Raw genomic sequence first — 25,930 nt, 5'->3', positions numbered from 1 at the left:
CTGCTTAGCAGAAAGAGGCTTTTTTTATGAAATTTAGATTTAATTAGTGAAAGCTATTAACTTAGAAAAAATCGGGGTCCATTGCGGCATTTCCGTTAGCTAGCATTGTCTTGTAAAATCTGACTAATTTATCATCGACAGGCACAAGCGGAAATTTTTCACGGCATGAATCACACTGAACCATAATAGGCTGAGTAGGTGCAATAAGTGGGACAGACCTTTCGCAAAAAGGACATTTATACATAAAAATCACTTCCATTCCGCTGGGACGAACTGGAGATATAGGCTTGCCGGATTCAGACATTAATTAACTCTCAAAAAGGTTTTTTCCGGTCATTTCGCTTGGAACAGAAATGCCTTTTAAATTCAAAATGGTGGGTGCTATGTCACATAAAGCGCCGGTTGATGGAATACGCCCCTTGAAAGCGTCGCCAATGAAAATCAGCGGAACTTCGTTCAAGCTGTGTGCAGTCTGAGGACCGCCATTCGCATCAATCATCTCCTCTGCATTTCCGTGATCAGCAGTCAAAAGAATCTGACCGCCGAGTTTGGCTACAGCATCAACAATTTTACCGACACATCCGTCAACAGTCTCAGTGGCCGAAATAGCTGCGGGAATTATTCCTGAGTGCCCAACCATATCCAGGTTGGCTAGATTGCATATGCACAAAGAATAATCAGGCAGAGCGTTCACAAGCTTTTCAGTAACTTCTTCAGCACTCATCTGAGGCTTAAGGTCATAGGTAGCCACTTCACGGGGAGAAGGTACGAGGATTCTATCTTCGTTAGGAAAAGGCTCTTCCCTTCCACCATTCATAAAGTACGTCACGTGAGCATATTTTTCGGTTTCCGCAATTCTAAGCTGCTTAAGGCCAGCATTAGAAATGACTTCACCGATAGGATTCACAATATTCTGAGGAGCGAAAGCTACCGGAAAAGAAAAATCACTTTCGTATCTGGTCATAGTCACGAAATCCGCAAAGGCCGGAACGATAGGTCTTTCAAATTCGGTAAACTCTTCATCTGTCAAAATCCTACACAACTGGCGAGCACGGTCAGCACGGAAGTTGAAAAAGAACACTCCGTCTTCATCGAGCATTAGCCCGTCAACATCCGCCAGAATACGAGGTTTGATGAATTCATCGGTTTCCCCCTCAGCATAAGCGGCCTCGACGGCATTAACAGGATTTGTAACAATCTGCCCTTCGCCGAGAACGAGCGCCCTGTACGCAAGTTCATTGCGCTCGTAATGCTTGTCTCGATCCATAGAATAATATCGGCCCGAGATGGTCGCAACCTTCCCGATACCGATTTCATTCATCTTATCAACAAGCTCAGACATGTACTCTTTGCCCTTTGTCGGCGAAGTATCGCGTCCATCCATAAATGCATGAACGAAAACTTCGCTAACGCCGGCGTCTTTAGCCACTTGAAGAAGTGAGTAAAGATGATTCACATGAGAATGCACTCCGCCATCAGAGAGAAGTCCCATAAAATGGAGCCTTCCGCCTGTAGCTTTAACATTATCAATCAAATCGCAAATGGCATCATTGTTTGCAAGTTCATTATTCTCAATGGTCACATCGATTCTGGTCATGTCCTGAAAAACAACACGCCCGGCGCCGATATTGGTATGCCCAACTTCCGAGTTCCCCATAAACCCATCCGGTAGTCCGACAGCTCTGCCGGAACATTTCAGATGAGTATTCGGACAGTCTTTAAAAAGACTGTCTAAAACTGGCGTTTTCGCAAGTTGTACAGCGTTACCTTTACTGGCTGGAGCAATTCCCCATCCATCTAAGATGAGGAGAACTGTGGGAGCATCAGTTTGCTTGGACATGAAAAGAACCTCAAATACGGAGGCAGGAGCCTACCGGTTAATATCTAATTCAATTCTGGTCCCTTCAGACCACAATCCTTCAACATTATAAAATTCGCGATTATCTTCCTGAAAAATATGGATGATAATATCGTTCAAATCCAGAAGAATCCAGTCGCCTGTCTGGTAACCTTCCATTCCAAGATACTCGATGGTGTCTCTGGAAAGATTTCCAAGTGTGTTGTCAGCCAGAGACTGCGCGTGACGAACACCTTTAGCACTGACAACCATTACGATTTCTGAAATCGGGCAAATCCCGGTTACGTCAATTGCAACAACGTCTATTGCTTGCTTCTCGTCCAACCATTCTGATACAAGCTGGAGTTTGTCCGGAGTACTAATCTCTTTAAATTTCTTACTTTTAGTTTTCATTCTTTTCTATTAACTCGGCGAACCTTGTGTGAAGATACGCGCTTTGGATTAACTGTGACAAATCAGGATATAGGGCTTCTAACTCCCCTGTGTGATATTCATCCATCATGAATAATCAGCCACAGTCCGTCCCACAGCATTTAACCTACAATATAATGATATAGAGAATTTATGAACGATACGCAATCAATACCAACGCCATATTTACAATCATTTACAATATTATTGATTTTTTATTCATTTAATATGATTAAAAGTGACTCTACACATTCAAACTTGACTGTGAGCAGCCACTTATGCAATAGCTCCAAACATCATTGATCACGGTTTTTTATTTTTCAGCATCTTGTTTTTTCATGAAACAAAGTCCCTACAATCGTGATTTAAGACATAAGCGCAACATTTTTTTTCAGGCAGAAACCATACCCTTCAGCCTGTAGGAGGCAAATAATGATCTTCGACATAGATAAAGAAACAATGCCGAGAGAAGAGCTGGAAAAATTACAGCTCAAACGTCTCAAACAACTTTGTGAAAAAGTTTACGCAAACGTTCCTTTCTACACCAAAAAGTTTAAAGAACTCGGTATAGAACCTAAAGATATTAAATCTCTTTCAGATCTCTCCAAATTGCCTTTTACCGAGAAGCAGGATCTCCGCAATCACTACCCATTCGGGCTGTTTGCTGTATCCCGTGAAAATATCGTTAGAATTCATTCTTCATCAGGAACTACAGGTAAGGCAACAGTTGTTGGTTACACTAAGCGTGATATCAAAAACTGGGCAGACATGATGGCCCGCTCATTTGCAATTGCAGGAGCAACCCCGGCAGATAGCATTCACAATGCTTACGGATATGGCTTGTTCACAGGCGGCCTCGGTGTGCATTACGGAGCTGAAGCTCTCGGTGCTACCATCATTCCAATGTCCGGCGGCGCAACCAGACGCCAAATTATGGTTATAAAAGATTTTGGTGCGACAGTGCTCTGCTGCACACCTTCTTATGCTCTATACTTATATGAAACAGGTAAAGAGATGGGCATTGACTTTAGAGAGTTGCCGCTCAAGACAGGTATTTTCGGAGCTGAGCCTTGGACAGAGTCCATGCGCAGAGAAATCGAGGATAAGCTGAACATTAAGGCGCTTGATATCTACGGACTTTCCGAGATCATGGGCCCTGGTGTTGCAATGGAATGTGCGGAAGCGCAGGACGGCCTTCACATCATGGAAGATCATTTCTTACCTGAAATAATCAACCCTGAAACAGGCGAACCTGTTGAACCAGGTGAAGTCGGTGAACTTGTTATCACCACCCTCACCAAAGAAGGCATCCCGCTTATCCGTTACCGCACCCGCGATCTCACCAAGCTAAACTACACTCCATGTCGTTGTGGCAGAACTCTTGCCAGAATGCAGCGTGTAACAGGCAGAAGTGATGATATGCTTATCATTCGCGGTGTGAATGTATTCCCTTCACAGATCGAATCCATCCTTATTGAAACCGAAGGGTTGTCACCTCATTACATGCTCGAAATTCACAGAGACGGAAACCTTGATATTCTCACCGTAAAGGTAGAAGTTGCAGGAACCACCTTCTCAGATGAAATTAAAAATTTACAGACACTCGAAAGAAAGATACAAAGAAATATCAAAGAATTCCTTGGGGTAACTGCTCGCATTAAACTTGTAGAACCAAAGTCTATTGAGCGTTCAGCAGGTAAAGCCCAGAGAATTGTCGACCTTCGCAACGAGAACCAGTAACAGACCAACATAAAAGCGAGGAACACTATGAAATGTGATCAGCTATCTATATTTCTTGAAAATCGTTCAGGAAGACTTGCAGAAGTAACCAGACTTCTAAGTGAAGCGAAAGTTAATATTCGCGCCCTTTCACTGGCCGACACTTCTGATTTTGGTATTTTGAGACTTATTGTATCCGATTTTGAAACTGCTCAAAAAGTACTCAAAGACGCAGGCTTCACCGTAGGTAAAACTACTGTAGTTGCAGTTGTTGTTAACGATAAACCGGGCGGATTGCACTCTTTGCTGGATATGCTTAGAGACTCGAGCATCAACGTTGAATACATGTACGCATTTGTTCAACAGTCTGGTGACAGTGCAGTAATTATTTTCCGCTTTGATCGAACAGAGCAAGCTATCGAATTACTAACTGAAAAGAACATTCCAATGATTCCAAGCGACGAACTCTGCAAACTGTAGAAATCATACACCGCAATTTAAAGGGCCTGAAGTATCAACTTCAGGCCCTTTTTTTATGGCAATAAAAGCACAAAAATTTTACATATAACATATTATCGATCTATGTTTGAAAACTTGTGGATATGAATTAAATTTTGAACTATGGATACGAAATGAATAATAACGACGTAATTAATAGCGATTGGATGAAATCCATGGGTTCTAAAAAAGAATTCCTGACGAAACTTTTCACTGTCTTTCTTAGAGATGAACCAGCTAGAGTTCTTAAGATCAAAGACGCACTAGAATCAGGACAAATGGAAGAACTTAAATATCTGGCCCACTCGCTAAAGGGCGCAGCAGCAACAATGGGTGCGGACAAAGTTAAAGCAGCCTGCCTAGAGCTTGAACAGAGTGCTCTTTCAGGAGATGCCAGTAAGGCAGATCAAGACTTGCACTCCCTCGAAACTGAAATGAAGCTAGTTTACGATTTTATGAGCAATTACATTCATTAATTAATTATCGTGAATCATTTAAAATTTAGCTAGACTTTTACTCCTGTACTGATGGTGATTACCTGCTCTTCAGGGATCTTAAAATAGTCTACAGGATTATCAGAAAAAGAACTGAGCACTATAAAGACTTTCCGTCTAAGCCCATAATCAGATCTCTCTCTATTAAGCTTGATAGAAACCTGCCCAACATAATACTGGCATTCATCCTGAGTCACCCCAAGTTGATTATATGCCTGAAATATAGCTACTGGAACGTTAGGTTTCTCCATAAAACCATATGATACTGTAAGCCACGAAATGTTCTTTTCCAAATTCTTAATAGAAATTCGTTTTCCAGAATCTACATAAGGATCGCTTAAAGTCTTCACCTGTACAAAAACCAGCTTCTCGTGAACAACCCTGTTCCACCTGAGATGCTGCACGAAAGCGTGAGGAACAAAGTCAGAGGCGGCTAAAAAAATTGCTTCTCCGGGAACCTTAGCTAGCAAATACTCTTCTATAAGATCTTCCAGATCTGTAACATGCAGCCCCCTTTCCTTTACATTCGCAAAGACTTCCGCTCTCCCCCAAATCCATATGTACATCACATACGCAATGATTGCGGCAAGCAGGATCGGAACCCAGCCTCCTCCACCAATCTTTGTGAAGTTCACAATCAAGAATCCTAGATCAAAACATCCGAAAAATCCTGTAAGCAGCGCGGCAGAAACGAAAGACCACTTGCGAATATCGCGTAAGTAGAACCAGAACAGGTAGGTTGTAATAACCATGGTTCCGGTGATGGCTATACCGTATGCGCCTGCTAATTCTTCAGACTGTTTGAATGAGATTACAAGTAGGATACTAAGAGCGGCCATAAGCCAGTTTACGGAGCTTACATACACTTGGCCGGGATTAAGCTCAGAAGTTTGAAATATTCTAATACGCGGGATAAAACCGAGATGAACGGCCTGAGCAGTCAACGAAAAAGCACCTGATATTATCGCCTGTGAGGCAATGATAGCCGCCAAAGTTGCGAGCCCTACCATCGGCAATAGAATAGATTTTGGAAACAGGCTGAAAAAGGGATTAACTACCAGCTTCGGGTCATTTATTAGCAATGCGCCCTGACCTAGGTAATTTAGCAACAAGCTAGGCAGGGCTAAGCAATACCACGCCAAAGTTATAGGCTTTCTACCGAAATGTCCCATATCCGCAAATAAAGCTTCACCTCCGGTGACACAGAGAACAACAGCTCCCAGAACTAACGTTCCAGCAAAACCGTTTTCAGCGAAAAACCTAACAGCATGCCATGGGCTGAATGCCTCAAGTACAACGGGATTATTTACAAATGATAGAGCACCGAATGTACCTATTACGATAAACCAAACGACCATGACAGGGCCGAATAGTCGCCCTATTTTATCCGTACCGCATTTTTGAAAGGCAAATAGAGCTACCAGAATGGCACATGAAATATGGGTCGTGTATTTGTGAGCAACTGGCGTGGCAATATCAAGTCCTTCGATTGCTGACAGAACCGATATGGCTGGAGTAATTACCCCATCGCCATAGAGCAATGCGCCGCCAATCATTGCAAGGAGAAGTGTAAACGTTACTTTTTGTTTACTGCCCTTTTTACTAATCAGTTCGTAGAGAGCGAAAATTCCGCCCTCACCTTTATTATCCGCAGCCATTACGAAGGTGACGTACTTTAAACTGATCACGACAAAAAGAGACCAGATAATAAGCGAGAGTACGCCAAGCACATTACCGGAATTGAGTGCAATTCCATGATGCCCGCTGAAGCATGCTTTCAGGGCGTAAAGCGGGCTGGTTCCGATATCACCAAAAACTACGCCAAGCGCACCTAGCGATAAAAATGTCTGTCTCGATATTTCACTCTTTTTTTTCATATTTACTTCGATACTACACAATATTAAAAGTTAAAGTACAAGTTTAACTTTGTAAAATAAGACCAATTTATTTGCTGAATTTATTTACTAAATTTATTAACAAAAAAAGGCCGCATCGGATAAACCGATACGACCTTATTAACCTTAAATCCATATTTCAGCTACATTTTTTGTAATACGTAGCCAAGATATTAAAAACTAATTTTAGAAAATGTCTGCCATTGAATAGATCTTACCGGGCTTCTGCTCTGCTAGCCATCCGGCAGCTCTAATTGCGCCCTGTGCAAATGTGTCACGGGAATGAGCGCGGTGAGTTACTTCTATGCGTTCACCAGGTCCGAGGAAGTATGCAGTGTGATCACCGACAACGTCTCCGCCGCGAACAGCCATTACGCCAATCTCATCTTTAGTTCTGGCACCAATAATACCGTCACGGCAATGCTGTTTAACTTCATCGTAGACGAGTCCGCGAGCTTCCGCCATGCATTCAGCAAGCTTGAGAGCTGTACCGCTCGGGGAATCGACCTTTTTGTTATGATGAATTTCTGTCATTTCCATATCGTAAGCAGGTCCGAGCATGCGAACCAATTCAGGTAAAATTTTAAGAAGCACGTTGACGCCAACGCTCATGTTTGGAGCGAAGAAGATAGGAACTTTCTTTGCAAACTCTTCAACCTTAGCAAGATCTTCCGCGGTCATACCAGTAGTTCCGATCACCACAGGATTGCCAGTGATTACGGCTATTTCGAGCAGTTTCAAAGTTGCAGCAGGAGCAGTAAAGTCGATAATCACTGCGCCGGGAACCTTAACGAGAACTTCATCAGGAGATGTTCCGCAAACACAGCCCAAAGCATCAAGTCCTTCTTCACAGCCGGAACGTTCCATTACAGCTGCAAGCTTCATATCGTCGCTTTCCTGAATTAGACGAACAAGTGTTGCGCCCATGCGCCCTTTTGCGCCGATGATTACTATATCAGTCATTTTGTGCTCCTGAAATTTTACGGCCCATTAATGAACCAATTAATTGCTATATATAAAGTACTTAGTCTAACTATAAAAATTAATCTTCGCTTACTATACCCATAAATTCGCTTTCAGTCATTGTTTCTACGCCCTTTGCACGGGCTTTTTCCATTTTCTTAGCACCGACATTACTGCCGCAGACAAGAAAGTTCGTTTTACCTGTGACTGACGTCTGGACCTTTGCCCCCATTTTACGAGCCATAGCCTGCATATCTTCGCGTGATCCCTGTTCCATTTTACCAGTGAAAACTATTCCTTTCCCCACAATGGGGCTGGAAATATCCTGCGTATCACTTTCAAGCGGAGTGCGACGTAAATTGAAATTTTTAGCCAGCATATGGAGAATGGTTTCTTTAATAGCACCAATTCCCTTCGTCACAGAGTGGCTGGTAAGATCCCCAAATCCGTGAATATCAACAAGATCTTCCTGCTTAACATCAACAACATTTTCCAGCTTGAAATGTCCAAGAAACTTACGACTGTCAGCCTTGCCAAGGTCAGGAATTCCAAAGGCAGCTAGAAATCTCCAATCATCAGTTTCCTTAGTCCGGCTGATATAAATGGCTTCTGCTAGATTCGAAGACTGAATCGGACCAAAATCAAGTTTTACGAAATCTTCTTCACCCATTTCATAAACAGATTCGAGAGTTTTGCGTCCAGCTTTTACAAGCCGTGCAATGGTCTTTTTACCAAACCAGTCAGCATTTCCAAGAGTTTTAAACCAATACTCAAGACGCTGTTCAACTCGCGCGGGACAGCTAAAATCGGGGCATTTAAGAAAATCATTAGACCAGTAAAGTTCTGCGTTACATGATGGACAATGGGTGAGAAGTTCAACGGAATCAGCAGGCTTAATTACTTCCTCCAACTTTGGAATAACCTCACCGCTGCGAATAATCCTGATGACCGCTCCTTTACCTATGGAGTGGTCACGAAGCATTCCGGCATTGTGCGCAGTAACATTGCTGATAGTCGCACCGGAAACAGGCACGGGATCAACCTCCATGACAGGGGTAACTGCGCCCATACGCCCAACCTGCCAGCGAATTTCTTTGACTGTGGTAACAGCTGATTCGCCTTTTTTCTTGATAGCTATCTGCCAACGATAATGGTGAGCTGTTGCGCCCAAAGTGTCTTGAAGTTCTGTATTGGTAACTTCGGCAACCATCCCGTCTAAAGGATAATCAGCCTGCTCCCACAACTCGTCAAAAATCTTCCACAAGTCACGGACAAGTTCTTCTCCATTAACGACCTTCTTCGCAAGAGTGCTATATGGTACAAACCTTATAGCTTCGTCCTGTAGAGCCTGCTTTGAAGCCTCATTAACATTATCAGAGGTAACAATGCCAACAACCATATTGCGAGGATGTTCAAATACGTCCGAAAGATGCTCATTAAAATAATTTTGGCTGCAAACAATTTCGCCCACGCCCAGCCCACGGCCGCCTACAGCTATGACACCTTTGGCAAATGCACTGGAAATTTCGTACCCGACTTCACCATTACCACGGGTCGCAAAAATTTTGCCATCATCACGAGCTGCGAGACCATCGAGTTTAGGCGTAATGCGGTATTCAATATCTTTAATACCAAGCACTTTAGCTTCTTTCTCAACACGCGAAACGAATCTTTCAAGCTCATCAACAGTATAAGCTTTTTCAGTCGAAAGCATCGGCTTAGGATGCCTTATTTCAACTTTATTACTAAAACTTTCAGGCTCGACATTACCTAAAAAAGGATGCTCCGGCACAATTTGTCGTAGCTCTTCAGTGAGTTCATCGTATCTAGCATCGCTGATGGTAGGCATGCCACGGCGATAACCTTCATTATGTTTTTCAAGAGTTTTTACGAGCTCTTTAACTTTTTTTTCGTCTGATTTTTTCACGGTATATTTCGATTAAATATTTTTGTTATTTGAAGAAAACCAAACCACCCTGAAAGTTAATTACAATCAGGGTAGATAGATATTCTGGGAAGAAAAGGACTTCAGATACTTAGCCAAATGAACTAATTCAATCAACTATAAAATTTTCTGAATGGCTGAAAGGTCGCTGATTTTTCCGACGGTCAAAAGAGTATCAGCTGCATCAATCACTTCTTTAGGGCCGGGGTTAAACACCATTTCGCCTGTGTTTTTTCTAATCGCGATAATGATCAAGTTAAAGCGAGGACGAATTTTGGACTCAATTAAATCCTGTCCTACAAATTCAGAACTCTCGGTAACAAACAGCTCTTCCATTTGAAGATCAATTTTACCGCGCATGGCGATATCGAGAAAGTTAGTTACAGTCGGCCTTAGCACGGACTGAGCCATACGTATTCCGCCGATAGTATGTGGAAGCACGACTCTATCAGCTCCGGCAAATTCAAGGCGGGAAATACTGGTTTTATTATTACCACGTGCAATAATATTCACTTTTGAGCTGAACTGGCGAGCAATGAGAGTTACATAAACATTTGCCGCTTCGTCTGAAAGTGCTGCAATAAGAGACTTCGCCTGACCAAGTCCGGCCATTTTCAACGTATCATCATTAGTCGCATCACCTTCAATGCAATAAATATCCTGAGCTTCCATCTGGGCAACAAGTTCCGGGCTATTTTCGATGACAACAACATCGATACCTTCATTTCGAACTTCTTCGACTACAATAGCACCGATTCTTCCATACCCACAAACTATGATGTGATCTTTTAATTTTCCAATTGTCTTCTGCATCCTGCGTCTCCCAAGAAGAGCTTGTACCCGCCCCTCAACTAATAATTGAGAAAAGGCACCAATCAAATATGCAAAACCACCGACCCCGCCAAGTATGAGCATCGAGGTCATAATTCTACCGTTCTCAGAAAGTGGTAAAACCTCCATGAACCCCACAGTAGAAAGGGTGATTACCACCATGTAGAAACTATTGAAGAAATTCCATCCCTCAATCCACATGTACCCGATAATGCCGCCTATAAAGACCAGAGTCATATAGATAAACCCGGCGGCAAGCCCCCAAAACATACCAAATTCTCTTCTGAGGTTATGGAGTCTTGAATATATGGATTTGGATTTCATTCCTGTTTTCCACCAGATGTGCGAGCGTTAGCCCAACGTAATAAGTTTATTCCGTAAAATCTGAATACGGTCTCTCAGTTCAGCGGCTTTTTCAAATTCAAGCTCACTTGCATATTTACGCATCTCTTTTTCCAGCTTACGAACCATCTTTTCCATTTTAACGGGATCAAGTCCATATTCTGCCATTTCTTCGGCAGCAAACTTAACTTTGTCACCCGATGATCTAGTAGAGTACAATGTTCCCAGCATATTATCCAGAGATTTACTGATGGTTTGCGGGGTGATTCCGTGCTCTTTGTTGTATTCTATCTGTTTCAATCGTCTACGTGCAGTCTCATCCATTGCAGTTCGCATTGAATTGGTAATTCTGTCGGCGTAAAGTATAACCAAGCCTTCAGAATTTCGAGCAGCACGCCCAAAAGTCTGAATGAGAGATCTGTTTGATCTCAAAAAACCTTCCTTGTCAGCATCTAGTATCGCCACCAAAGACACTTCCGGGATATCAAGACCTTCTCGAAGAAGGTTAATCCCGACCAATGCAGTAAAATCTCCAGCTCGTAACGACTGAATAATCTCCATTCTCTCCATCGTAACAATATCAGAATGAAGGTATTTTGCTTCTACGCCCATCTGATTGAAATAATCTGTTAAATCTTCCGACATCCGCTTAGTCAGCGTTGTAATCAGAACCCGCTCATTTCTGCTTTCACGAATTTTACATTCGGCAAGCAAATCATCCATCTGAGCTTTTGAAGGACGAACTTCCACTAGAGGATCAAGAAGTCCCGTAGGCCGGATAATCTGCTCAATCACAAGCCCTTCAGCGCGCTCAATTTCCCACGGCCCCGGAGTTGCCGACACATAAACTGTCTGGCCAATTTTATCTAAAAATTCATCAAAACACAGCGGACGGTTATCAAGCGCTGACGGAAGTCTGAAACCAAAATTTACAAGGGTTGTTTTACGGGACCTGTCCCCGTTGTACATGGCCCCAACCTGCGAAACCGCAATGTGTGATTCATCCATGAATAGAAGAAAATCGTCTGGGAAATAGTGAAGTAACGTAGCCGGAGGATCACCTTCTTCACGGCCATCCATTTGACGTGAATAGTTTTCAATACCGCTACAATAGCCGATCTCTTCAATCATTTCGAGATCATACATTGTGCGTTGTTCAATACGCTGAGCTTCTACAAGCTTGTTTTCCCGCTTAAAATCATTGAGCGTATCGAAAAGCTCTGCGCGAATCCGCTCTACCGCTGTCTCAAGATTATCTTTATCGGATACAAAGTGACTGGCAGGATAAATTACGGTTTTACGCCTGCGACCGGTTACTTCGCCTGTAAGCGGATCAGTTTCTAAAATCGCTTCAATTTCATCGCCGAAATATTCAATTCTTAGTGCCTGCTCACGGCTATATGCCGGAATAATTTCAATAACATCACCGCGAACTCTGAATGTTCCGCGATGGAAATCGTAATCATTACGCACATACTGAACCTCAATCAGACGGTCCATTAGCTTTTCCATGGGAAAATCCTGCCCTTCTTCAACAGGAATTATCATGCGTGAGTAAAATTCAGGAGAACCTAGACCGTAAATACAAGAGACAGAAGCTACAATCAGAACATCACGGCGCGTGAGCAGTGCATGAGTTGCAGAATGCCTAAGCTTATCGATATCATCATTAATGGATGAATCTTTTTCTATAAAAGTATCCGAGTGTGGAAGATATGCTTCCGGTTGGTAATAGTCGTAATAACTGACAAAATATTCAACAGCATTATTAGGGAAAAGAGTTTTGAATTCATTAAAAAGCTGTGCGGCAAGTGTCTTATTAGGAGCCATAACAAGAGTCGGCCTATTAAGCTGGCTTATCACATTTGCCATGGCAAATGTTTTACCCGTACCCGTAGCGCCAAGCAGAACCTGATCCTGCACACCGTGCTTCAAGTTCTCCACAAGTTGCTTCACAGCTTCAGGCTGATCACCTTTTAAAGTAAAGTCGCTGACGAGTTCAAATTTTCCAGACATCCTGCTCTTATTTCCTGACTTGTATAGTTAAATTAAAAAAGTTATGATAAACAGATTATTGGATAAACAAAAAAGTATTAAAACATTCATTTTAAGAGGTAGCAATGATTCCTATAATTCAAATCGAAAATGGCGCGATTCCGATAGACCGTGGATATGCAGTATCAATGGTAGTTCGCAGCTTTAAAGGTCGCCGCGATGTCGAAGTCCACCTTTTCAGACCTGAATGGCCTGAGAGTGACGAAGCATCTATTGATTGGAATAACCTCTTCGGACCACCAGCAATGCTGGATGCAGTATCGGACGAGAAAAAAGATCGCAAAATAATCCTTGAAGCCTTCACATCCGCTGAACGCGATCAGATAATTGACTATCTTAAAGACCACTACTCTTCAAGACTGGATTACATCAATTCAAATCCACTAGATTTCCCAGTTCCATCAGGCCTTCCGCCTCTTTCATCAATAGATGAAGGTAAAGATATTGGGCTGATAAAATTTGAAAAAGTGCCACATTTCAACCTCCCTTTCGCATTAAGAGGACTATATAATCTTAGTGCTCATCTGCCTTTAGTTGAAACACGCGAAGACGGTTAAAATTAGACAGGCCTACAGCCAAACAAGCAGTGATAAGCAGATTGCTAAGATATGAAATGTAAAGTTCAGATTTACTAAACTTTATGGCACGTATTTTACATGCATAAACGGAGAATTTCGTAATGAAATTCTCCGTTTTTATTGTGCGGGGAAATTAAAAAATCAACGAATGAGGTTTTCCGTTATCAAGTCATACTCATTAGCTAAAAACTCCCAGCGCCCTCTCAGGGCCGAATATTCCAATGAATCATCGAGCATAGATAAAAACTCTTCACGAGTGACTTCTTCCGCTCCAAGCGACTTAAGATGATCTGTAGGTTGCTGGCAATCTACGAAATGAAACTCTCTATTTTCCAGGTATTTTACCAAGTACGAAAATCCTACTTTCGAAGCGTCCGGCTCCAGAAAAAACATAGACTCACCAGAGAAAACCCTGCCCAGTGAAACACCGTAAAGGCCTCCTGCAAGCTTTCCATCCTTATTCCAGACCTCCACACTATGAGCGAACCCCAGCTTATGGAGTTCGACATAGGCATCAATAATTTCCTGAAGAATCCATGTGCCACCCTGCCCGGGTCTATTTTTTCCAGCACAGTTCGTAATTACATTCCGAAAATCCGTATCAATGGTGACGCGATATTCCTGCTTTTTAATCTTACGCTTCACGCGCTTTGAAATATACAGTTTGTCGAGACGTAAAATTAAACGCGGGTCCAAAGACCACCACAGTATAGGTGAAGTTTCATCATACCATGGGAAAATACCGGAAGCGTAAGCAGAAAGTAATCTTTCAGGACTTAAATCACCACCGACGGCAAGAAGTCCATCTGGTTCTGACTCATCAGGATGAGGAAAAATCGGCTCTTCAATTAGCCTATATACAACCATAAAAATCCCCTAAAATATGTCTTTCCACCATCATAATCTAAAGTTCATTTTTTACAACAAACAAATAAATAAAAAAAGGGACAGACGCTCAAACGTCCGCCCCTGATTATTTTATTAATAAATCAAATCAATTCAAAACTATTTCTCTCCAACAGACTTAAATTCAAAGGATAAAACTTCATCTTCTTCTTTAGATTTTTTAGTAGAGACAATAACCTGTCCACCTTTAACTAGCTTTCCGAAAAGGATTTCATCCGCGATTTCATCTTTGATGGAAGTCTGAATAAGGCGTGCCATTGGACGCGCTCCGTATGCAGGATCATGTCCTTTTTCTGCAAGCCAGCGTCTGGACTTATCATCAATGACAACAGTTATTCTTTGATCGACAAGTTGAGTGTTAAGCTCTTTAATAAACTTGTCTACGATCATTTCCATCACATCTAATTCGAGAGAATTGAAGGAAACAATCGCATCCAGCCTGTTTCTAAATTCAGGACTGAAAACCTTTTCTACAGCTTTAAGAGCAAGCCCCTTATCTTCTGCACCTTGAATTCCAGCTCCAAAACCGATGCCGCTCTTAGTCATTTCACGCGCACCGGCGTTAGATGTCATGAGCAGAACTGTATTTCTGAAATCAGCCTTACGACCGTTATTATCTGTGAGTGTTGCGTAGTCCATGACCTGCAACAAAATGTTAAATACATCTGGATGTGCTTTTTCGATTTCATCGAAAAGAATGACGCAATGAGGATTCTTGCGAACTCCCTCGGTAAGCAATCCGCCCTGATCAAATCCGACATATCCGGGAGGCGCACCGATCATACGAGCAACAGCATGTTTCTCCATGTACTCACTCATATCGAAACGCATGAAGTGAATACCCATGGTTGTGGCAAGCTGTCTTGCAAGTTCTGTTTTACCAACTCCGGTAGGACCGGTAAGCAGGAAGGAACCTGTTGGGCGACCGACCTGTTTCATGCCAGCACGCGAGCGAAGAATAGCCTTAGCAATAAGGTCTACAGCTTCGTCCTGCCCGAAAACAACAGACTTGAGATTGATATCAAGTTCCTGAAGACGGGTGCGGTCTGACATGGTGATACGCCGTGTAGGAATGCGGGCAATCTTTGAAATTACCTTTTCCACATCGGAAACAAGAATCTTATTCCCTTTGCGTTTACGCTGACTGAGGCCATAGAAAGCTCCAGCCTCATCAATTACATCAATCGCTTTATCCGGTAAAAAACGTTCGTTGATATGACGCGCTGAAAGCTCCGCCGCAGCTTTGATCGCTGACGGAGAATAGAACACATTATGATGCTCTTCATAATAAGGCTTAAGCCCTTTAAGAATCTCAATGGTTTCTTCAACAGAAGGTTCACTGATATCAATCTTTTGAAATCTACGTGACAACGCACGGTCCTTTTCAAAGTGATTTTTGTATTCTTCGTAAGTAGTCGCGCCAATGCAGCGCACTTCTCCAGAAGCAAGGAACGGCTTAAGGATGTTCGAAGCATCCATAGATCCGCCGCTGACGGCTCCTGCACCTACGATGGTGTGAATTTCATCCACAAAAAGAACTGCCCCGGGCATATGTTTGATCTGAGCCAAAACACCCTTAAGACGTGATTCAAAATCACCTCTATATTTGGTTCCGGCGAGAAGTGCTCCCATATCAAGAGCAAAAACGTCTACGTTCTCGAATGATCTGGGAACCATACCTTTTGCAATGGCAAGAGCCAGCCCTTCGGCCATAGCAGTCTTACCGACACCGGGATCACCAACGAAAATCGGATTGTTTTTGCGTCTGCGGGAAAGCACCTGCAAGGTTCTTTCAATCTCATCATCACGCCCGATAAGCGGATCAATCTTACCATCGCGAGCTTTCTCGGTCAGGTTTGAGGCAAACTCTTCAAGTGGAGATTGTTTATCATCTTTACCACCCGGCTTACCTTTTTGTCCGGCCTGCCCAGGCCTTTGCCCAGGATCATTATGACCATGACTTTGTCCAGAACCGGGATTAGGGCTAATGTTAAGCCCTTCTGCCCAATCGTTTTCACTATTAAGGGCATGGGAAATATATTCGAGAATGTCGAGGCGAGTAATGTCATGCGTCTTCATATAGTAAACGGCATATGAATCCTCTTCCTCAAACATAGCGGCAAGCACGTCGCCCACTTCGACAACATCTTTGCCTGCCGCTTTTTTCTGCCATATAGCTTTTTGGAGAACGCGTCTTACGCCGAGAGTCTGAATTACTTCAGTTTCAACTCCCTCAGGAAGAGGTTCAAGATTTTCATCAAAAAATTTCTCTAACTGGCTTCTGAGCTGTATTAACTCAGCACCGCAACCAGCAAGAATATCCGCGCCAACCTCTTCTTGAACAATTGCATAAAGCAAGTGCTCCAGAGTAAGGAACTCGTGATTTCTGAGCCTGACTTCATTCACAGCAGAAGTCAGAGACTGTTCAAGGGCTTTGCTAAGCATTATTATCAGACCTCTTCGATTGAACATTTAAGAGGAAAGCCGGCTTGGGTTGCAAGCTGCCTGACCATTTCCACACGAGTTTCAGCAACCTCTGCGGTGTAAATACCACAAATTCCGAACCCGTCATTATGAACTTTGAGCATGATGTCAGTAGACTCTTCTTCAGTTTTTCGGAAAACCTGAACGAGAACAGCTATTACAAACTCCATGGAAGTATAATCGTCATTATGCAACAACACTTTATACTTCCGAGGCTCTTTAAGCTCATCCTTAAATAACACATTTGAGTCAGAATCTTCACTATATTTAGACATATCCTACACACAATTTAAAATTTTTATCTCAACTTTATTTAACAATAAGAACTAAATTCCAACCTGTCGAGCAAGAATTAGCTGTAAAAAAGATATTAGCCCTCTTTTGTCACTTAAATCTACTGGAAGATTACTCCAAAAGTTTAACTTCCTCAGCTGTGAAAACAAAATTTTCATCAGGTACAAGCCCTGCCTTTGCACGGTAGTCCCTATTTAACTCGTGATATGTTTTCTTGCTAGAATCAGAATCCTTAAGATTGAGCTTTACGGCGCAGGATATAATATCCTTTTCAGAGCCCTCGATTTCTATAAAAGACCCGAACGGCAATTGATCCAGACATATAGTACAATTTTCTAAATCCCATTCTTCCCTGAATTTCTCGTACTTAAACACGGGCTTATATCCCAAGACCTCAAGTGCTGAGACTGTTGCATCAAAATCAGACACTTCAGTTTCGTGCTCAACATATACCTTCGCTTTTGAAGGTACTGGATTTGCTGGAATACGCTTAACAGTCATAGTTGTTTTTCCAGCCTGCCTGACTCTAAGCAGTGCTGACCTTTTAAACAAAGTGCGCCCCGGATCATCTAAAACGATATTTCGCTCATAGTGACGGGAAAGAAATTTTCCACCTAAAGATTCAAGGGTCTTTTTAAGCTTATCAATGTCCGCATTCAAATATTTAAGTTCTATCTCAAAAGCCATTTCTCTTTTCTCTTATAGCTTGAAGTGTTACTGATTTTTCAGCATTAAAAGTAAAACAGGACATAGTTTATGTACAAGTATTTATACTTAGCTGCTGGCGGAGCTGCCGGCACGCTATGCAGATATATGGTTTCGGGCGCGAGCCAACGCATCTTCGACACATCTTTCCCAGCTGGTACATTCACAGTTAATATGCTCGGATGTCTGCTATTTGGTATTATTAGCGGAACCTTTGAGGATAGGCTAGGACTTTCGCCGGAAATGCGGCTTATGATTCTAACCGGATTCATGGGAGCATTTACAACTTTTTCAACATACATGTTCGAAACAACCGAGCTGGTAAAAACAGGACAATGGCCCTTAGCAGCCCTTAATATCGGAGGCCAAAGCGCCTTAGGATTTGTTTGCGTTATTGGGGGCTTAGCTCTTGGAAGATTAATAGTTTCATAAATATATTTCCATTATTAAAACATTTCAAGAACGGAGAGACATATGGATTTACCAGAAAAAGCGGTTCGACTCAGAATTTTTACTGGAGAAGAAAACCGCGTCAAACATAGCCCAACTTTTGAGGTAATAGTTAACGAGGCAAGAAAACAAGGTCTTGCTGGAGCTACTGTTTATCGAGGGGTTATGGGGTATGGAATAAATAGCCAGGTAAGAACAACTTCCATTTTAAGGCTTTCAGAAGACCTACCAATGATTATTGAGATTGTTGATTCTGCGGAGAAAATTGAAAGCTTCAAAGAATTTTTAACAGAAACAATGACAGAAGGTTTAATTACCGCTGAAGAAGTTGAAATAGTCTTCCATAAACACAATCAAGGTAAAAAATAAAAATCTGTCAGGATATTTGCTGGAAAGCTATATCCTGACAGATTTAAAATTTCATTACATTCTGCGAATCAAACTACTTATTACCTAGCAGCATTTTGCCACAACTTCGTGAGCAATTCTTTTAAGTGGAATTACTTTATCCACACCACCATGCTTAATTGCTTCTTGCGGCATACCGAAGACGACACAGGACGCCTCATCCTGAGCAAAACAGTATGTTCCAGCATCGTGCATCTCTTTCATGCCTTTAGCGCCATCATCACCCATTCCGGTCATGATAACCCCGACAGCGTTCTTGCCTGCACTATGCGCTCCCGATCTAAATAATACATCAACGGAAGGCCTATGGCGGCTAACTAATGGTCCGTCTTTAACTTCTACGTAATATCTAGTTCCAGACCGCTTGAGGAGCATATGTTTATTGCCTGGAGCAATTAACGCCTGCCCTCTAAGAACAGTATCCCCGTTAACAGCTTCCTTTACGGTAATGCTACAAACGGTATTTAATCTTTGCGCAAAAGCCGCGGTGAAATGCTCAGGCATATGCTGAACAATTGCGATACCGGGACTATCAAGTGGCATTGCCTGTAGAAAAGTCTGCAAAGCTTCAGTACCACCAGTTGATGCTCCAACCAGAATGATCTTTTCGGTAGTCTGCAAACAGCTTCTTTTACTCATGGGAAGCACAGCGTCTGCGGTCAACTTAGGCTGAACATTCATAGGCTTCGATGAAAGTTTTTTAGGCTTAGTGAGCGCCGCAGCTTTAACAACATCACAAACACTGATGCTGGACTCTTCAAAAAATTGTCGAGTACCAACTTTCGGCTTAGTGATTACTTCAACAGCACCATATTCCAGAGCCTTTATGTAAGTCTCAGAACCTTTTTCGGTAAGAGTTGAGCAGATAACAACAGCTATTGGATGCTGAGACATAAGTTTCCGCAAGAAAGTAAGCCCATCCATTTTCGGCATTTCTATGTCTAAAGTTATTACGTCAGGAACAACAGTCTGCATTATCTTTGCTGCGGCAAACGGATCACCCGCACTGCCGACAACCTCGATATTAGGGTCTGTGGCAAAAAGTTGCTGCAAGGTACTTCTTACAAGAGCAGAGTCATCAACAATCAAAACACGGGTTATCTTTCTCATTTATTTCCTCAAATCTTCTGATAAACAGTGGGAGCTATCTGTCGTAAGGGCAGGTCCATTCCTGAAATACTTTCAGAATGACCAATGAATAAAAAGCCACCTTTGGACAGTCTCTCACAGAACTTTGTAAATAGACTAAATTGGGTAGGTCGATCAAAATAAATAACAACATTTCGACAAAAGATGATGTCTTTCACATCATCAAAAGGGAATTTTTCCATAAAATTAAGTCTACGAAATTCTATTTTTCGTCTCAATTCAGGAGCAATCCTAACGAGAGGCTTATCCTTACTTTTACTTTTCAAAAGATATTTTTTCTTCATCGCCATAGGGATCACTTCGACTTTACTCATGGGGTAAACTGCGTTTACAGCCTTATTTAATATGTCGTTCGAAATGTCTGTTGCGAGGATTGAAAACTTGAAATCACGGTTTTGATCGGCAAACTCACTGAGGACAATCCCAAGGGTATAAGGTTCTTCACCACTTGAACATCCAGCAGACCAGACTTTTACAGGTGCGCGTCGCTCCGCAAGTTCTGGTAAAACCGTGCTGAGAAGCAATTCAAAATGCTTGGGTTCACGAAAAAAATCAGTTGTATTAGTAGTCACAACGTCAATAAGCTGCGTCAATTCTTTCTCAAGACCGCCCGGACTGAACAAAAAATCACAATATTCAGAATGTGTCCCAAATCCCAAAGCACGCAACCTTTTCTGAAGCCGTGCCTCGAGCATAGTTTTTTTGGTTAGAGGCATTTTTATTCCAAACTCACTCTTAATAAGGTTGCTGAATTTTTTAAAATCAGCCTCCTTCATCTTAGGAGTAACGGAAATGGCAACATCATGTGAAGCCGGGCGTTTGGTCTCTGCTTTTTTCATTGTGACTATTTAACCTACAGCCTTTATCTCGGCAACGACAGTGCGGACAAGTTTAGGGACATCAAGTATTAACGCAAGAGTTCCGTCTCCTTTGATCGTTGCCCCTGAAATTCCTTCAACATCTCTGTAAACACGACCTAAACTCTTAATTACAGTCTGATGCTCGCCAATTACAGTATCGACGACAATCCCCATTCTATTGCCCTCTACCCCGGTTATAACAATCTGCTCAATAGCGGGTAATTCACCTTCAATATCAAACCATTCCCTTATTCGTAAATATGGAACAATTTCCCCGCGCAAATTAACAAATTGCTGCCCATTAGCTTCTTCAATATCTTGGCGAGTTAGTTCAACACACTCTTCGACCAGGGAAAGTGGAATTACGAAGAATCCATCATCGACCTGAACCTGTAAACCATCAATAATTGCGAGGGTTAAAGGCAATTTAATAGTGATAATCGACCCTTTACCTTCTTCACTATTGACATCGATTCGCCCTCTCAGAGAATCTATAGCTCGTTTAACAACATCCATTCCGACACCGCGTCCGGAAACATTGGTAACCTTAGCAGCAGTTGAAAATCCGGGCTCAAAAATAAGATTAAAAATTTCTTTTGATGAAAGTTCAGCATCGGCAGCGACAAGGCCTTTTTCAATAGCCTTAGCCATAATAACATCTTTGGACATGCCCTTACCGTCATCTTTAATCAAAATGACAACTTCACCGCCGGAATGTTCAGCAGAGAGAGAAATGCTACCGCGGCGAGGCTTATTGTTGGCTTCGCGGACTTCGGGAGATTCAATACCATGGTCAATTGAGTTTCGCAGCAAATGAACTAGAGGATCACCAAGTCGCTCGATTACAGTTTTATCAAGCTCAGTTTCAGCTCCAATAGTATGAAGATCCATCTCTTTACCTAGTTCATCAGACAGGTCGCGAACTAATCTTCTAAACTTACTGAAAGTGCTCCCAATCGGCAACATTCTGATTCCGAGAGTGCTATCCCTAAGTTCATCAGATAGACGTTCCAACTCTTCAGAAAGAACAGTAAGCGAAGGGTCATTCTTTTCGCCAACCACCTGGCTTATCTGTGCCTGAACGATGACTAGCTCTCCGACAAGATCTACCAGAAAATCCAGTTTTTCAGCTGAAACGCGGATTGATGACGCCACTTCCATTTTGCGGCGGGTGATCTTTTCTTTAGTTGCACTCTGCTCTGCAAGAGCACTATCAACTTTATCCCGTGTAACTACACCTTTAGCTGTAAGCAGTTCACCAAGAGGCTTCTGGTCTGCGAGGACTTCTGTGAGAGTTTCTTGAGTCAAATCTCCACGATCAATAAGGATTTCACCCAACTTTTTAGGCCCTTTAGGCTTTTCTTCTGGGCTGTGAACAAAGACACTGCTATCGCCGTCTACGGCTCCAACCCCGGCAGCAGTAGCAGAAGAACTAGCGACACTGGATTCAGATGTTTCTGAAACAGAACTTACACTTTCAGACTCTTTCTTTGCTTTTGCTATGTATTCTTGAAGCTTATCAATATTTAGCTCTTTAACTTTCACAACTATCGGAACATCTGTAAAAAAGAAAATTTCCTCAACAGAAGAACTATCTGTATTGCTCAGTAATAGGACTTCCCACCATTTTCCGGAATGAGCAGAATCATTTTCGTAGTCGGTATGAACAACTTCTGATTTAATTTCACCTACACGGCTAAGTTCATCATAAAGCGGAGATAAGGCTTCGGTAGAAACATCATCTGCAGCTTCAGAATTAATGATAATTTTATAAAGATTGTCCCACGGAATCACGGACTCAGATTCTTCTTCAACAACTATAGGAGCATTCTCAGCAGTTTCATTCTCAGCTATATCCGCAGGAGCATCCTCGCTTGATTCACCTTGAACTATACACCTGAGCCCTTCAAGAATACTTTCCCCTACAGCAGGGTCCCCTTCTCCGGAAGTAGATTCTAATAATGTATATATATAATCTCGCGATGACAGGACTAAAGTAAGCAATTCTTTTGTGATTGGAATGGCGCCATTTCTTACCATATCAAAGACAGATTCAACATGGTGGGTAAACGCTGCGATTGCATCAAACCCAAACATTGAACCAGAACCTTTAATTGTATGGAGGGCTCTAAAAACTCGATTAATCAAATCCATATCATCAGGGACATCTTCAAGCTCTAAAAGTGAAGTTTCAAGCTCACCTAAAAGCTCAAAAGCTTCTTCTTTGAAAACTTGAGTAGTCATATCATCGGTCATAAAGAAATCTCCCAGTCATTATTAAAAATAGATTCTCTTTTGATTTTTATACATTAAATTCAGTTTATTCAAGAAGTATTGTAATAAATTACGCTAACAAAAAAATCTTTTAAGAAAACACTCGAAAACAATTAATACTATTCCTAAGATTTATTATATTATATTTTTTTTCTGCGAGCTAACATGCGCAATGCTTTACGCCTTCTATGTCTACGGATAAAAAATAATGCGATGAAATATGAGACTATCGACATTGGAATCGCAAGTACTAAGCCACCAAACATTAAAATCGTTATACCCTGCCACCCGATCTCCATGAAATCCGTAACCTGCCACGTAGCTGGATCGAATTTAACATCAATAGGCAGAAGAAACACACCTATTTTAAACTGAACATAGTAAAATAAAAGCCAATTAAGTGGATTTGATATCCAAGTTGCAACAATTGCGGCAACCTTACTACCTCTGGTAACAAATGCAGCAATAACAGCAATTACTGTTTGTAAAGGCAGGCCAGGGATAACGGGAAAACAACCGCCAAAAACACCACTGGCCACTCCCAGAGCAACTTGGTGAGGTGAAGCATTTAATCGTATGACTTTTAGATAATACAAACGAATAAGTCGTTTAATCTTCTCGTACTGACTTAAATATTTAGGCATTAAAAATCCTTCTTCAACTCAAAATTAAAAAATTCAAAAGTATCTTTTAAATAATCTGCTTACAATTACAGCTAACCAGTTAGATTACAAACAAAATAAAACACCAAGTCGTTAATCTAAAACATCAAAACTCTTAAAGATCATCGCAAATCCTGCTCGTCCTTGGGTAGAAGACCTTAGTTCGGTAGAAAAGCCAAACATTCTAGCAAGGGGTGCAATAGCATGCACAACTTTCAGCCCACCGCGATCGAGCATATTTTCAATGCGAGCTCCTTTGGCCCCAAGCAAGCCGATTGCGTCGCCAACAAACTCATCCGGCACCGAAATTTCAACATTCATTATAGGCTCGATCAATCTAGGGGAAGAGGCCAACAAAGCTTTTTTTACAGCGCGCCCTGCGGCTAAGTGATACCCCTGAGGACTGGATCCTCCGTCTTTCTTCTTTATTTCCAAAATTCGTACTCTAATATCCTGAACCGGAAACCCTTTTAGAGGCCCACCTTGCAGTGCATCCTCAACACCTTCTGCTACCGAGTCAAGCCAATCAGAAGCCCAGTTTCCGGTATCAATTTCGAAACTAACCTTACGCCCAGATCCACGCTCAGAAGGTTCAACCGATAGCCTAACAAAACCGTAGTGTTTTTCATCACCAAGCAATTTATCAAATTCTTCCTCAGCTTCAACCATCTTGCCGGGAACTTCCTGATAAACGACTTGAGGTTGTCCAGACCTAGGAGCCAAACCGTATTCACGGCGCATTCTTTCAAGAACAACTTCTAAATGAAGCTCCCCCATACCTGATAAAACTATCTGTCCTGTATCTTCATCATTTTTTAAACTAAGGGTAGGATCTTCTTGTAAATATTTATCTAAAACATCATCAATCTTATCTGCATCTTCAGAAGTTCTTGGCTCAATTGCTAATGATATAACGGGCTTATACAACTCGATTTGCTCAAGAGTAATTGGCTTTTCAGCTGTTGAAAGAGTATCTCCTGTGCGCGAATTTTTAAGACCAGCAACGGCCACAATATCTCCTACTCCCGCAACCTCTAGCTTCTCTAGCCTCCCGGCATGCATTCGAAATAGCCGATCCATTCTCTCTTCTATTCCACGGGTAACATTTTTTACAACACTACCTACCTCAATTTTTCCAGAATAAACTCGAATGAGCACAACCTTTCGACCGGAGTCCATAATTATCTTGAAAACAAGAGCTTGAAAATCAGCAGAGACAGAAGGATCAACCACCCTTTCTATCCCTGTAAGCGGATCAATTCCCGTAATTGAGGATACTTCAAGCGGACTCGGCAAATATTTACAAACGCCATCAATTAGAGGCTGAACACCAACATTCTTTAACGCGGAGCCTGAAAAAACGGGAACAAGATCAAGTTTAAGCGTAGCTTTTCTGATCACAGACTCAATATATTCAGGATCGATATCATCCTCTAAATAACGCTCTAAAAATTCTTCATCAAACTCCGCAAGAGTATCGCACATACGTCCACGCCAAGGCGAAACAATATCTAGCTCATCTTGAGAGAGCTCTAATATTTCAAACTCTTCTCCATTCTCATCTTCATCATAAACAATTTTCTTAAGGTTAATTACGTCAAAGACTCCTGAAAAATCTTCACCCTCGCCATCGGGGATCTGGACGGGCAAAGCATTAACATTAAGCCGCTTGGTTATGGATTCGAGCACAGATTCGAAATCGGCTCCGAGTCTGTCCATCTTATTTATGAAAATTAATTTAGGAACGCCGTAACGTTCACTTTGACGCCAAACGGTTTCTGATTGCGGTTCAACTCCGCCAACAGCACAAAAAACACCAACGGCACCATCTAGAACTCTAAGAGAGCGCTGAACCTCAATAGTAAAATCAACATGTCCAGGGGTATCAATTATATTGATAGTATTTTGTCCCCAAAAACAGGAGGTGAGAGCAGAAGTAATTGTAATACCACGCTCCTGCTCTTCCGGCATATAATCCATTGTGGCTGTGCCTTCATGCACTTCTCCGAGCCTGTGAATCTTTCCGGAAAAATAAAGAATACGTTCAGTTACAGTGGTTTTACCGGCATCAATGTGTGCAATAATTCCAATATTTCGAACTTTAGCTATCCCTTTCGGGGAGAAGTCAGATTTATCACTCATAAAATCA

Annotated in this window: 23 protein-coding genes; 6 read left to right on the top strand and 17 right to left on the bottom strand. The window is 42.1% G+C overall.

The window, feature by feature from the left end:
• Window positions 1-61 precede the first annotated feature (61 nt).
• From BR06_RS0117145 to rsfS, 3 genes are read right to left on the bottom strand one after another with little or no spacing between them, the layout of a single operon-like run.
• Window positions 62-304: a hypothetical protein gene (locus BR06_RS0117145; protein ID WP_031485277.1), complete on the bottom strand. Its 243-nt coding sequence runs from the start codon at window positions 302-304 to the stop codon at window positions 62-64.
• A gap of 3 nt (window positions 305-307) precedes the next feature.
• Entirely contained in the window at window positions 308-1,840 is a 1,533-nt protein-coding gene (gene gpmI, locus BR06_RS0117140) for a 2,3-bisphosphoglycerate-independent phosphoglycerate mutase (protein WP_031485275.1), read from the bottom strand.
• A gap of 30 nt (window positions 1,841-1,870) precedes the next feature.
• Window positions 1,871-2,251, bottom strand: coding sequence for a ribosome silencing factor (gene rsfS / locus BR06_RS0117135; RefSeq protein WP_031485274.1), 381 nt, complete (start codon window positions 2,249-2,251; stop codon window positions 1,871-1,873).
• A gap of 450 nt (window positions 2,252-2,701) precedes the next feature.
• On the opposite strand from rsfS, the gene BR06_RS0117130 reads away from it, so the two are divergent.
• The 3 genes from BR06_RS0117130 to BR06_RS0117120 all read left to right on the top strand — a co-directional run bounded on the left by BR06_RS0117130 (window position 2,702) and on the right by BR06_RS0117120 (window position 4,962).
• Complete coding sequence (locus BR06_RS0117130; RefSeq protein WP_031485271.1) at window positions 2,702-4,009, top strand: phenylacetate--CoA ligase family protein; 1,308 nt, start codon at window positions 2,702-2,704, stop codon at window positions 4,007-4,009.
• A 27-nt stretch (window positions 4,010-4,036) separates the two neighbouring features.
• The gene (locus BR06_RS0117125) at window positions 4,037-4,468 is read left to right on the top strand and encodes an ACT domain-containing protein (protein WP_031485269.1); all 432 of its coding nucleotides are present in this window, start codon (window positions 4,037-4,039) and stop codon (window positions 4,466-4,468) included.
• Window positions 4,469-4,620: 152 nt separating this feature from the next.
• Window positions 4,621-4,962, top strand: coding sequence for an Hpt domain-containing protein (locus tag BR06_RS0117120; RefSeq protein WP_031485268.1), 342 nt, complete (start codon window positions 4,621-4,623; stop codon window positions 4,960-4,962).
• A gap of 29 nt (window positions 4,963-4,991) precedes the next feature.
• On the opposite strand, the gene BR06_RS0117115 is transcribed toward BR06_RS0117120, so the two are convergent.
• From BR06_RS0117115 to uvrB, 5 genes are all read right to left on the bottom strand, one after another.
• Window positions 4,992-6,857 (bottom strand): potassium transporter Kup, encoded by a 1,866-nt coding sequence (locus BR06_RS0117115; RefSeq protein WP_031485266.1) that lies wholly within the window; start codon window positions 6,855-6,857, stop codon window positions 4,992-4,994.
• Between the two features lie 204 nt (window positions 6,858-7,061).
• Window positions 7,062-7,838 (bottom strand): 4-hydroxy-tetrahydrodipicolinate reductase, encoded by a 777-nt coding sequence (gene dapB, locus BR06_RS0117110; protein ID WP_031485264.1) that lies wholly within the window; start codon window positions 7,836-7,838, stop codon window positions 7,062-7,064.
• A gap of 79 nt (window positions 7,839-7,917) precedes the next feature.
• A complete protein-coding gene (locus tag BR06_RS0117105) occupies window positions 7,918-9,765 on the bottom strand; it encodes a BRCT domain-containing protein (protein ID WP_031485262.1) in 1,848 nt (615 codons plus the stop codon).
• A gap of 135 nt (window positions 9,766-9,900) precedes the next feature.
• Window positions 9,901-10,938 (bottom strand): potassium channel family protein, encoded by a 1,038-nt coding sequence (locus tag BR06_RS0117100; RefSeq protein WP_031485259.1) that lies wholly within the window; start codon window positions 10,936-10,938, stop codon window positions 9,901-9,903.
• 27 nt (window positions 10,939-10,965) lie between these two features.
• Window positions 10,966-12,972: an excinuclease ABC subunit UvrB gene (gene uvrB / locus BR06_RS0117095; protein ID WP_031485257.1), complete on the bottom strand. Its 2,007-nt coding sequence runs from the start codon at window positions 12,970-12,972 to the stop codon at window positions 10,966-10,968.
• A 104-nt stretch (window positions 12,973-13,076) separates the two neighbouring features.
• On the opposite strand from uvrB, the gene BR06_RS0117090 reads away from it, so the two are divergent.
• Window positions 13,077-13,568: a hypothetical protein gene (locus BR06_RS0117090; RefSeq protein ID WP_031485255.1), complete on the top strand. Its 492-nt coding sequence runs from the start codon at window positions 13,077-13,079 to the stop codon at window positions 13,566-13,568.
• A gap of 162 nt (window positions 13,569-13,730) precedes the next feature.
• Here BR06_RS0117090 and aat read toward each other — a convergent pair whose 3' ends face one another.
• The 4 genes from aat to BR06_RS0117070 all read right to left on the bottom strand — a co-directional run bounded on the left by aat (window position 13,731) and on the right by BR06_RS0117070 (window position 17,960).
• A complete protein-coding gene (gene aat / locus BR06_RS0117085) occupies window positions 13,731-14,456 on the bottom strand; it encodes a leucyl/phenylalanyl-tRNA--protein transferase (protein WP_031485254.1) in 726 nt (241 codons plus the stop codon).
• Window positions 14,457-14,594: 138 nt separating this feature from the next.
• Window positions 14,595-16,940 carry an ATP-dependent Clp protease ATP-binding subunit ClpA gene (clpA, locus tag BR06_RS0117080; protein ID WP_031485252.1) on the bottom strand — a complete coding sequence of 782 codons (2,346 nt, stop codon included), beginning with the start codon at window positions 16,938-16,940 and terminating at the stop codon, window positions 14,595-14,597.
• Window positions 16,941-16,945: 5 nt separating this feature from the next.
• A complete protein-coding gene (gene clpS / locus BR06_RS0117075; RefSeq protein WP_031485250.1) occupies window positions 16,946-17,254 on the bottom strand; it encodes an ATP-dependent Clp protease adapter ClpS in 309 nt (102 codons plus the stop codon).
• A gap of 130 nt (window positions 17,255-17,384) precedes the next feature.
• On the bottom strand, window positions 17,385-17,960 hold the full coding sequence (locus BR06_RS0117070) for a class IV adenylate cyclase (protein ID WP_031485248.1): 576 nt from the start codon (window positions 17,958-17,960) through the stop codon (window positions 17,385-17,387).
• A 69-nt stretch (window positions 17,961-18,029) separates the two neighbouring features.
• Here BR06_RS0117070 and crcB point away from each other — a divergent pair, with 69 nt between their 5' ends.
• Window positions 18,030-18,410, top strand: a complete 381-nt coding sequence (crcB, locus tag BR06_RS0117065; protein WP_031485246.1) for a fluoride efflux transporter CrcB — start codon at window positions 18,030-18,032, stop codon at window positions 18,408-18,410.
• A gap of 42 nt (window positions 18,411-18,452) precedes the next feature.
• On the top strand, window positions 18,453-18,797 hold the full coding sequence (locus tag BR06_RS0117060; protein WP_031485244.1) for a DUF190 domain-containing protein: 345 nt from the start codon (window positions 18,453-18,455) through the stop codon (window positions 18,795-18,797).
• Window positions 18,798-18,881: 84 nt separating this feature from the next.
• Here BR06_RS0117060 and BR06_RS0117055 read toward each other — a convergent pair whose 3' ends face one another.
• The 5 genes from BR06_RS0117055 to fusA all read right to left on the bottom strand — a co-directional run bounded on the left by BR06_RS0117055 (window position 18,882) and on the right by fusA (window position 25,923).
• A complete protein-coding gene (locus BR06_RS0117055; protein WP_031485242.1) occupies window positions 18,882-19,946 on the bottom strand; it encodes a protein-glutamate methylesterase/protein-glutamine glutaminase in 1,065 nt (354 codons plus the stop codon).
• A gap of 8 nt (window positions 19,947-19,954) precedes the next feature.
• Window positions 19,955-20,824, bottom strand: a complete 870-nt coding sequence (locus BR06_RS0117050; protein WP_084154234.1) for a CheR family methyltransferase — start codon at window positions 20,822-20,824, stop codon at window positions 19,955-19,957.
• 9 nt (window positions 20,825-20,833) lie between these two features.
• Window positions 20,834-23,101: a chemotaxis protein CheA gene (locus tag BR06_RS0117045; protein ID WP_031485238.1), complete on the bottom strand. Its 2,268-nt coding sequence runs from the start codon at window positions 23,099-23,101 to the stop codon at window positions 20,834-20,836.
• A gap of 158 nt (window positions 23,102-23,259) precedes the next feature.
• Window positions 23,260-23,763 (bottom strand): DUF2062 domain-containing protein, encoded by a 504-nt coding sequence (locus BR06_RS0117040; protein ID WP_031485236.1) that lies wholly within the window; start codon window positions 23,761-23,763, stop codon window positions 23,260-23,262.
• Window positions 23,764-23,874: 111 nt separating this feature from the next.
• Window positions 23,875-25,923 (bottom strand): elongation factor G, encoded by a 2,049-nt coding sequence (gene fusA / locus BR06_RS0117035; RefSeq protein WP_031485234.1) that lies wholly within the window; start codon window positions 25,921-25,923, stop codon window positions 23,875-23,877.
• Window positions 25,924-25,930: the final 7 nt, after the last annotated feature.

The organism is Maridesulfovibrio frigidus DSM 17176 (assembly GCF_000711735.1).
GTDB classification, from domain to species: domain Bacteria; phylum Desulfobacterota; class Desulfovibrionia; order Desulfovibrionales; family Desulfovibrionaceae; genus Maridesulfovibrio; species Maridesulfovibrio frigidus.
This window is presented reverse-complemented; position numbering and strand designations above follow the sequence as displayed.

Excerpts from the sequence above, each read along its gene's own strand:
- BR06_RS0117145 (WP_031485277.1), bottom strand. The coding sequence starts at position 304 with ATGTCTGAATCCGGCAAGCCTATATCTCCAGTTCGTCCCAGCGGAATG.
- gpmI (WP_031485275.1), bottom strand. The coding sequence starts at position 1,840 with ATGTCCAAGCAAACTGATGCTCCCACAGTTCTCCTCATCTTAGATGGA.
- rsfS (WP_031485274.1), bottom strand. The coding sequence starts at position 2,251 with ATGAAAACTAAAAGTAAGAAATTTAAAGAGATTAGTACTCCGGACAAA.
- BR06_RS0117130 (WP_031485271.1), top strand. The coding sequence starts at position 2,702 with ATGATCTTCGACATAGATAAAGAAACAATGCCGAGAGAAGAGCTGGAA.
- BR06_RS0117125 (WP_031485269.1), top strand. The coding sequence starts at position 4,037 with ATGAAATGTGATCAGCTATCTATATTTCTTGAAAATCGTTCAGGAAGA.
- BR06_RS0117120 (WP_031485268.1), top strand. The coding sequence starts at position 4,621 with ATGAATAATAACGACGTAATTAATAGCGATTGGATGAAATCCATGGGT.
- BR06_RS0117115 (WP_031485266.1), bottom strand. The coding sequence starts at position 6,857 with ATGAAAAAAAAGAGTGAAATATCGAGACAGACATTTTTATCGCTAGGT.
- dapB (WP_031485264.1), bottom strand. The coding sequence starts at position 7,838 with ATGACTGATATAGTAATCATCGGCGCAAAAGGGCGCATGGGCGCAACA.
- BR06_RS0117100 (WP_031485259.1), bottom strand. The coding sequence starts at position 10,938 with ATGAAATCCAAATCCATATATTCAAGACTCCATAACCTCAGAAGAGAA.
- uvrB (WP_031485257.1), bottom strand. The coding sequence starts at position 12,972 with ATGTCTGGAAAATTTGAACTCGTCAGCGACTTTACTTTAAAAGGTGAT.
- BR06_RS0117090 (WP_031485255.1), top strand. The coding sequence starts at position 13,077 with ATGATTCCTATAATTCAAATCGAAAATGGCGCGATTCCGATAGACCGT.
- aat (WP_031485254.1), bottom strand. The coding sequence starts at position 14,456 with ATGGTTGTATATAGGCTAATTGAAGAGCCGATTTTTCCTCATCCTGAT.
- clpA (WP_031485252.1), bottom strand. The coding sequence starts at position 16,940 with ATGCTTAGCAAAGCCCTTGAACAGTCTCTGACTTCTGCTGTGAATGAA.
- clpS (WP_031485250.1), bottom strand. The coding sequence starts at position 17,254 with ATGTCTAAATATAGTGAAGATTCTGACTCAAATGTGTTATTTAAGGAT.
- BR06_RS0117070 (WP_031485248.1), bottom strand. The coding sequence starts at position 17,960 with ATGGCTTTTGAGATAGAACTTAAATATTTGAATGCGGACATTGATAAG.
- crcB (WP_031485246.1), top strand. The coding sequence starts at position 18,030 with ATGTACAAGTATTTATACTTAGCTGCTGGCGGAGCTGCCGGCACGCTA.
- BR06_RS0117060 (WP_031485244.1), top strand. The coding sequence starts at position 18,453 with ATGGATTTACCAGAAAAAGCGGTTCGACTCAGAATTTTTACTGGAGAA.
- BR06_RS0117055 (WP_031485242.1), bottom strand. The coding sequence starts at position 19,946 with ATGAGAAAGATAACCCGTGTTTTGATTGTTGATGACTCTGCTCTTGTA.
- BR06_RS0117050 (WP_084154234.1), bottom strand. The coding sequence starts at position 20,824 with ATGAAAAAAGCAGAGACCAAACGCCCGGCTTCACATGATGTTGCCATT.
- BR06_RS0117045 (WP_031485238.1), bottom strand. The coding sequence starts at position 23,101 with ATGACCGATGATATGACTACTCAAGTTTTCAAAGAAGAAGCTTTTGAG.
- BR06_RS0117040 (WP_031485236.1), bottom strand. The coding sequence starts at position 23,763 with ATGCCTAAATATTTAAGTCAGTACGAGAAGATTAAACGACTTATTCGT.
- fusA (WP_031485234.1), bottom strand. The coding sequence starts at position 25,923 with ATGAGTGATAAATCTGACTTCTCCCCGAAAGGGATAGCTAAAGTTCGA.